General features: G+C 53.5%; 11 protein-coding genes. 9 read left to right on the forward strand and 2 right to left on the reverse strand.

The window, feature by feature from the left end:
* The first annotated feature begins 1 nt into the window (after position 1).
* From NFS31_RS02980 to NFS31_RS03000, 5 genes are all read left to right on the forward strand, one after another.
* A complete protein-coding gene (locus NFS31_RS02980) occupies positions 2–289 on the forward strand; it encodes a DUF6017 domain-containing protein (RefSeq protein ID WP_251491447.1) in 288 nt (95 codons plus the stop codon).
* A gap of 50 nt (positions 290–339) precedes the next feature.
* The gene (locus NFS31_RS02985; protein WP_251491449.1) at positions 340–798 is read left to right on the forward strand and encodes a DUF3846 domain-containing protein; all 459 of its coding nucleotides are present in this window, start codon (positions 340–342) and stop codon (positions 796–798) included.
* An 80-nt stretch (positions 799–878) separates the two neighbouring features.
* Positions 879–1,565, forward strand: coding sequence for a PcfB family protein (locus tag NFS31_RS02990; RefSeq protein ID WP_251491451.1), 687 nt, complete (start codon positions 879–881; stop codon positions 1,563–1,565).
* Complete coding sequence (locus NFS31_RS02995) at positions 1,562–1,900, forward strand: plasmid mobilization protein (RefSeq protein WP_120390482.1); 339 nt, start codon at positions 1,562–1,564, stop codon at positions 1,898–1,900. The genes NFS31_RS02990 and NFS31_RS02995 overlap by 4 nt, the downstream gene beginning before the upstream one ends.
* 66 nt (positions 1,901–1,966) lie before the next feature.
* Complete coding sequence (locus NFS31_RS03000) at positions 1,967–2,920, forward strand: DUF3991 and toprim domain-containing protein (protein ID WP_251491453.1); 954 nt, start codon at positions 1,967–1,969, stop codon at positions 2,918–2,920.
* 2 nt (positions 2,921–2,922) lie between these two features.
* On the opposite strand, the gene NFS31_RS03005 is transcribed toward NFS31_RS03000, so the two are convergent.
* Positions 2,923–3,165: a helix-turn-helix domain-containing protein gene (locus NFS31_RS03005; protein ID WP_010815304.1), complete on the reverse strand. Its 243-nt coding sequence runs from the start codon at positions 3,163–3,165 to the stop codon at positions 2,923–2,925.
* 111 nt (positions 3,166–3,276) lie between these two features.
* Here NFS31_RS03005 and NFS31_RS03010 point away from each other — a divergent pair, with 111 nt between their 5' ends.
* Positions 3,277–4,689, forward strand: coding sequence for a relaxase/mobilization nuclease domain-containing protein (locus NFS31_RS03010; protein WP_251491455.1), 1,413 nt, complete (start codon positions 3,277–3,279; stop codon positions 4,687–4,689).
* A gap of 35 nt (positions 4,690–4,724) precedes the next feature.
* On the opposite strand, the gene NFS31_RS03015 is transcribed toward NFS31_RS03010, so the two are convergent.
* Entirely contained in the window at positions 4,725–4,943 is a 219-nt protein-coding gene (locus NFS31_RS03015) for a helix-turn-helix domain-containing protein (RefSeq protein ID WP_010815302.1), read from the reverse strand.
* 146 nt (positions 4,944–5,089) lie between these two features.
* Between NFS31_RS03015 and NFS31_RS03020 the strand changes: the two genes are divergently transcribed.
* From NFS31_RS03020 to NFS31_RS03030, 3 genes are all read left to right on the forward strand, one after another.
* On the forward strand, positions 5,090–5,506 hold the full coding sequence (locus NFS31_RS03020) for a hypothetical protein (protein ID WP_251491457.1): 417 nt from the start codon (positions 5,090–5,092) through the stop codon (positions 5,504–5,506).
* 69 nt (positions 5,507–5,575) lie between these two features.
* Positions 5,576–5,764, forward strand: a complete 189-nt coding sequence (locus tag NFS31_RS03025) for a hypothetical protein (protein ID WP_251491460.1) — start codon at positions 5,576–5,578, stop codon at positions 5,762–5,764.
* Positions 5,746–5,934: a SymE family type I addiction module toxin gene (locus NFS31_RS03030; protein WP_251491462.1), complete on the forward strand. Its 189-nt coding sequence runs from the start codon at positions 5,746–5,748 to the stop codon at positions 5,932–5,934. Before NFS31_RS03025 ends, NFS31_RS03030 begins: the two co-directional genes overlap by 19 nt.
* Positions 5,935–6,240: the final 306 nt, after the last annotated feature.

Consider the following 6,240-nt stretch of genomic DNA (forward strand, 5'->3'; position numbering starts at 1 on the left):
CTTGCTGGACGGCTATGTGGAGTTAATGCTTGAAATCTGCTGCTCCACACGGGAATCTGTCCGTATCTGCGGGCAGGAAGTACCCACCGAGGTTGTCAAAAGCCGGTTCCTGAAGCTGAACAGCGAACATATTGGCTACGTCATGGACAGCCTGAAAAGCAATACTGCCAAGATTGGCAATATCAAGGCATACACGCTGGCAGCACTCTACAACGCCCCCGTCACGATGGGGCAGTATTACACATCCCTTGTCAGCCACGATATGGCGCACGGGCTGCTGGACGGTTAAGCCGCCCGGCGCTTTGCAATACATCAATCAAACCAAAGGAGGACTTTTGCATGGAACATGAAATCAACATTCTGGTGGTGGAACCGGGCAGACCGCCCAGACCGGCGCGGGTGGATAACTCGCTGGAAACTTTTTCACAGCTTGTTGGCGGTGAGCTGTCAATGGGCTGTTTCCTACCCCAGCGGGTCATGCTGCTCTACAACGAGGACGCCAGCCGCCAGGGACTGCCGCCCAACCGCTGCAATCCCTTTGTGAACGAGTGCATCAGCGGTACATTCCTGATGTGCGGGCTTTCAGACGGGGAGGGCTTCTGCTCCCTTTCCCCTGCCCGGCAAGCCGAGTTTCAGCGCCTTTTTGCCAGCCCCGGCGAGTTTATGATGCTGGGGGCAGACCACATCTGCGCTTCGCCTGCCGAGTTTGCCGAAACCGCTGGCAGGCTTTGGGGCGGCATGGCAAGCGGCGAATCCGTGGTGCTGACCAAGTGGGGCGGAAAGGAGGCCGGCGCATGAAATACCTGCTCCGCCGCCTGCTGGTTCCGCCTTAGCGCACACCAGTTTAGTCCCAGCCTGCAAAGAGAGGAGGTTTTACCATGCAGGATGAAGTACGCGAAAAATCGGTGGCTCTCACCATCAAGGTCGGCAAAGCAGGCGGCAGGCTGACCGCCGGCCTGCTGAAATGGGCCATTCGGAAGTATCTGGCGCAGGCCCAAAACCCCAAAATCCACCACGGCAAGCAGACCGTGAAGCAGCTTGTAAGCCAGGGCGCAGGTGTTCAAAACATCGAGATCACCGGCAAAAATATCAAGTCCTTTGAGCGTGTGGCGCGGAAATACGGGGTGGGCTTTGCGCTGAAAAAAGACCCGGCGCAAGGGAAATACCTTGTCTTTTTCAAGGCACGGGACGCGGACGCGCTGAACGCCGCCTTTGCCGAGTATGCCGGGAAAAGCCTGAACCGCTCCGCGCAGAAGAAGCCGTCACTGTTAGAAGAAGCCGACCGGCCATTCCCAAAAGAAGAAGAACTGCGGGAAAAATCCGCCCGCTTAAACCAGCTTAACCGGGAGCTGTCCAGACCGGACAAAAAGGAGGATGAGCAGGAGCAGGAGGTTGAAGAAAGCCCTGATTTGGAGGACGCCGGAGAACCCGCGCCGGTTGTGCCGATGCCCGCTGCGGCGGCTGGCCATAAACCCTCTATCCGTCAGGCACTCCGTAACTATGAACCGCCCGCGCCGGTACAGTCCGGCATGGAGCGCACCCCGCGAAAGGAGGCGGTGCTGTGAGGGCAAAGGAGGGGCGCACGGTGGGGCTGTTCACCAAAGTTTCCCCGGAAGAAAAGGCGGCGATTGACCGCAAAATGGAACTGCTGGGGACTTCCAACCTGCGGGCATACCTGCGGAAAATGGCGGTGGACGGCTACATTGTGCAGCTTGACATGGGCGCGGTGCTGGAACTGGTAAAGCTGCTGCGCTCCGTTTCCAGCAACGTCAACCAGATCGCCCGCCGCTGCAACAGCACCCACAACCTGTATGAGCAGGATGTGGAGGACTTGCGGCAGGGCTACGCTGAAATCTGGCAGGGCGTGAACGACCTGCTGAAGAAATTTGAAGCACTGTAAACAACTGCGGCGGGAGCGATTTTTCTTTTGCTCCCGCCGCTTATTTTTATATCTGGAGGTGATTACTTGGCAGGCGTAACCAAAGAGCAGATTGCAAAAGCAAAGGAATGGGACTTGCTCTCTTATTTGCAGGCTTATGAGCCGCAGGAACTGAAAAAAAGCGGCCCCCGCGAATACTGCACCAGAACCCATGACAGCTTAAAAATCTCCAACGGGAAATGGTGCTGGAACAGCCGGGGCATCGGCGGGCGCACGGCGCTTGATTATCTGATTAAGGTGCGCGGCATGGACTTTGTGGGCGCGGTGGAAACCCTGTGCGGGTACTCTGCGCCGCCGCCCGTAAAGCAGACGTTCACAAAACCCACGAAGCCGCAAAAGCCGTTTAAGCTGCCCGAAGCCAGCCGGTGCGCGTCCGCCGTGGTGGGCTATTTGCAGGATCGCGGCATTGACCCGGAACTGCTTGGCGTGTGCATGGAAGCCGGGATTTTATACGAAAGCCGCCGGTATCAGAACTGCGTCTTTGTGGGGCGCGATATGCAGGGGAACGCCCGCGCTGCCAGCCTGCGGGGGACGCGGGACGGCTTCCGTATGGATGTGGAGGGAAGCGACAAACGGTACAGCTTCTGCCTGCCCGCCAGCCGCCCGGACTGTCCCCGGCTGGCGGTGGCGGAAAGCCCCATTGACGCGCTCTCTCTCGCCACGCTGGTGAAGCTGTCCGGTGGCGAACCACGGGACAGCCACTACTTATCCCTGGGCGGAACCGGCCCCCGCGCCCTGATGCAGTTTCTCCACGACCACCCTCATGTTACACAGATCAGCCTTTGCCTGGACAACGACAAGGCCGGCTTGAAAGGTATCGAACGGCTCACGCAGGAAATCCAGAACGACACGGAACTTTCTGGGCGGGTAAAACTGGTTTACCCCAACCCGCCGAAGCAGGGCAAGGACTACAACGAGTTTCTCTGCATCCACGTGAAAGCGGCACGGACGGCACAGCGGCAGCGGGACGGGGCGCGGTAATGCTATTTAATTTCCGGCTCTAAATTTTCAAATTCGGGCGCATCGAAAAAATCTATCAGCGTCATATCCAAACCGTCGCATATTTTCTTGATGGTTGAAATTTTCGGGTCGGTACTCTTGCCATACAAGATGTTTTTGACGGAGGATGGCGGCAGCGCCGACATCGTAGCCAGTTTGTTAATGGTAATGCTGCGCTCCGCACATAAACGGAGTATCCGGGTCTTAATCGCTGAAATCGTATCCATAGCTGTATCCTGCCCCCTTTTTTATCAAGCATACAAAATATGGCTTGCAAAAGTAGGCTACCCATGCTACTATTTAGGCTATGGATAGCCTTTTTTAGAAAGGAGGAACCTTTGGCTATTTCCAACATTTTACCACGAAAGATTATGAAAAACCGCACCCGTCAGCAGTCAATGGCAGAACGCCACGACTATGACCAAGAAGAAGAAAAGATAGACGGCGGCGAACTGGTTTCCTCCTATATGTGCAGCCCGGAAACTGCCGCCGAAGAATTTGAAATCAGCAAAAAACTGTACGCCCAGCTTACCGGGCGCAGCCAGTCAGAAAAGCACGACATTATTATGTACCGCATTATCCAGTCATTCAAGCCCGATGAAATCAGCCCGGAGGAGGCGCACAAAATCGGCTGCGAGCTGGCGATGAAATTTACCGGCGGGCAGCATCAGTTTGTGGTGGCCACCCACACGGATAAGCGCCACATCCATACCCACATTGAATTTAACAGCACCAACCTAAACTGTGACGCAAAATTCCAGAACGTGAAAAACTCCGCTTTTATCCTGCGGCGCATGAACGATGAACTGTGCCGCGCCCACGGCCTTTCGGTAATTGAGAATCCGAAGAAAAAAGCCAAGTCCCAAAAGGAAATGGCGGCGGCGCAGTATGGCATCAGCCACAAGAAGCAGTTACAGCAGACCATTGACAAGGTGCTGCCGGAGTGCAATCATTATGAGGAGTTTCTGGCAAAGATGCGGGCTGAGGGATATGAGGTTGTGGACGGCAAAAATCCCGGCTTCCGTCTGCCCGGATGGGATCGCCCTGCAAGGGTGAACCGGCTGGGCGGCGATTATACCAAGACCGCCCTGCGCGCCAGAATTACCAGCCAGCGCGGGCGTTTGGCGGCAGGAAAAACAGCGCCGAAACGAACCGGCAGAAAGGTCAATCTCCTGATTGACATTCAGGCGAAACTTGCCGCCGGAAAAGGCGCAGGCTATGAACGCTGGGCGAAAATTTTCAACCTGAAAGAAGCGGCGAAAACACTGAATTTCCTGATGGAAAACGGACTAACCGATTATGACGAACTGGCGCTTCGGGCAGCGCAGGCCGAGGACGGTTTCAATGCGGCTTCACAAAAAATCAAACAGTTGGAGGCGCGGATGGCAGGCGTGGCAAAGTTAAAAACCCACATCATCCAGTATTCCAAAACGCGGGAAGTCTACGCGGCTTATAAGAAGTCCCGCCACAAGAAAGAATTTCTCGCGGAGCATGGCGCGGAGATTGCCCAGCATGAAGCCGCGAAGAAAGCCTTTGACGCTCTGGACGGCAAGGCCATTCCCAAAGTGGCGCAGCTTTCAGCGGAATATGCCACGCTGCTGGAAGGAAAACGGGAACAGTACGAACAGTACAAGGCGCTGCGGCAGGATATGATTACCTACCAGACCGCACTCCGCAACGTGGATAAGATTTTAGGATTGGAACCGCCGGAGCAGGCGCAGGAAAAAGAACAGCCCAAACCGGAACGGTGACGCAAAAGTGCCGCCCCTTTCCAACCGGGACGGCACTACTTTTTTTGAATATCTTCATCGGGGACATACTCCGCAATGTCCCCCAGGCCGCAATGTAAAGCGGCGCACAATTTGTTTAAGGTTTTTGTTTCCATATTTTCATTTGCCCGCAGCCGCCGGATGGTCTTGCTGTCGATGCCGCACTTCTCTCTTAGCTGGTAGGTTGACACATCTTGTGCCTGCATAACCGTCCATAATTTATCGAACACTATCATAAAAGCACCCCCGTTTGACGTTTATTAGTATGGGGGTTATAATCTTTTTTATTAAGGGGATATAACCCCCATATTCATATTGGACGGCTCAATTTGTTTCGCTGCCAAGGGACTGCTTTTTCAAATCCAAGAAAGGTTGTGGCATTATGATTTATACAGATGAAGTAAGAAAAAAGCTGGACGCGATTTTGAAAGCGTTTGGGGAATACATTGATGGACAGAGTTATTTTGATATAGTCTACTCAAAGAAAATCGGCTATGTCTGGATTTTAGCTGAATGTCCCGGCGATGCCGGCGCGGTGCTGCTGGATACGCCGGAGAAAATGCTTGACCAACTGTTTAACGAGGTTATCAATGATGTAGTCAATGCGGATGAAAACAAGACGCATATCCTTAACGCTCTCATTCTTTCCGAGTGGGAGGAATACGAAGTCCGCCGCCGGATTGCAATACTGTTGGAGCCGCTTGCCGAGGACAAAGACTGCTATCTGCAATTCATGGACAGATACCTGAAAGCCTATCAGAAAAACAACGGATATATCGGGGAGCCGGACGAACTTTGAATTGCAAAAGTGAATTGATTTATTTTAAGTATCAGCCAATAAACTATAAAATACGAAAGGGGAACAGAAATGGAACTGAACTATTTTAGGGACAGGCTTTTTGATTTACTGAATGACAGCGAGGGGATGGGGATTACCGACCTGAACACAGACGAGCGGAACGGATTACTTACTGTCATGACTGAGGACGGGAATGTATTTGAAATCGTATGCCAGCAGGCAGCGGGAAAGGGGGACGGATGGATGACCGCAAGCTGACTGTGTGTTACGGGCGCGGCAATTACAAGCAGGCTCCGCCGCAGATTCTTTTACAAGGCAAATGGCTGGAACAGACCGGATTTTCCGCTGGGGACAAAATCATCGTGAAATGCCAGCAGGGACAGCTTATCATCACAAAGAACGGAACAAAGAAAGATTCAGAGGAATAAAATTTTCTGTCAATCTCGGAAACCTCCTAACGGCGCAAAATGCGCCGCCCCTCTCCTGCGCGGATGTGCAGGAGAAAGCGACCGCAGGGAGCGCAAAGCCACGCCGATAGGCGTGTTCGGTCGGACGCGCAAGCGGACGCCTGGGGCTTGGGGGAACCCCAACAAGCGAGCCGGAATATCCCAAAAGGATATTCCGGCTCATTGCTTGCCACGGTTATAGGAACATTCCTATAATTGTAGTTATAGGAACAAAATTTTTATCGGAACAAGTTACAAGAATCCTTGAAAATACAAGGATACAGCGGT

It is taken from the genome of Otoolea muris, from assembly GCF_943193115.1.
Taxonomy (GTDB): domain Bacteria; phylum Bacillota; class Clostridia; order Lachnospirales; family Lachnospiraceae; genus Otoolea; species Otoolea muris.

Excerpts from the sequence above, each read along its gene's own strand:
- NFS31_RS02990 (WP_251491451.1), top strand. The coding sequence starts at position 879 with ATGCAGGATGAAGTACGCGAAAAATCGGTGGCTCTCACCATCAAGGTC.
- NFS31_RS03020 (WP_251491457.1), top strand. The coding sequence starts at position 5,090 with ATGATTTATACAGATGAAGTAAGAAAAAAGCTGGACGCGATTTTGAAA.
- NFS31_RS03025 (WP_251491460.1), top strand. The coding sequence starts at position 5,576 with ATGGAACTGAACTATTTTAGGGACAGGCTTTTTGATTTACTGAATGAC.
- NFS31_RS03030 (WP_251491462.1), top strand. The coding sequence starts at position 5,746 with ATGGATGACCGCAAGCTGACTGTGTGTTACGGGCGCGGCAATTACAAG.
- NFS31_RS03005 (WP_010815304.1), bottom strand. The coding sequence starts at position 3,165 with ATGGATACGATTTCAGCGATTAAGACCCGGATACTCCGTTTATGTGCG.
- NFS31_RS03015 (WP_010815302.1), bottom strand. The coding sequence starts at position 4,943 with ATGATAGTGTTCGATAAATTATGGACGGTTATGCAGGCACAAGATGTG.
- NFS31_RS02985 (WP_251491449.1), top strand. The coding sequence starts at position 340 with ATGGAACATGAAATCAACATTCTGGTGGTGGAACCGGGCAGACCGCCC.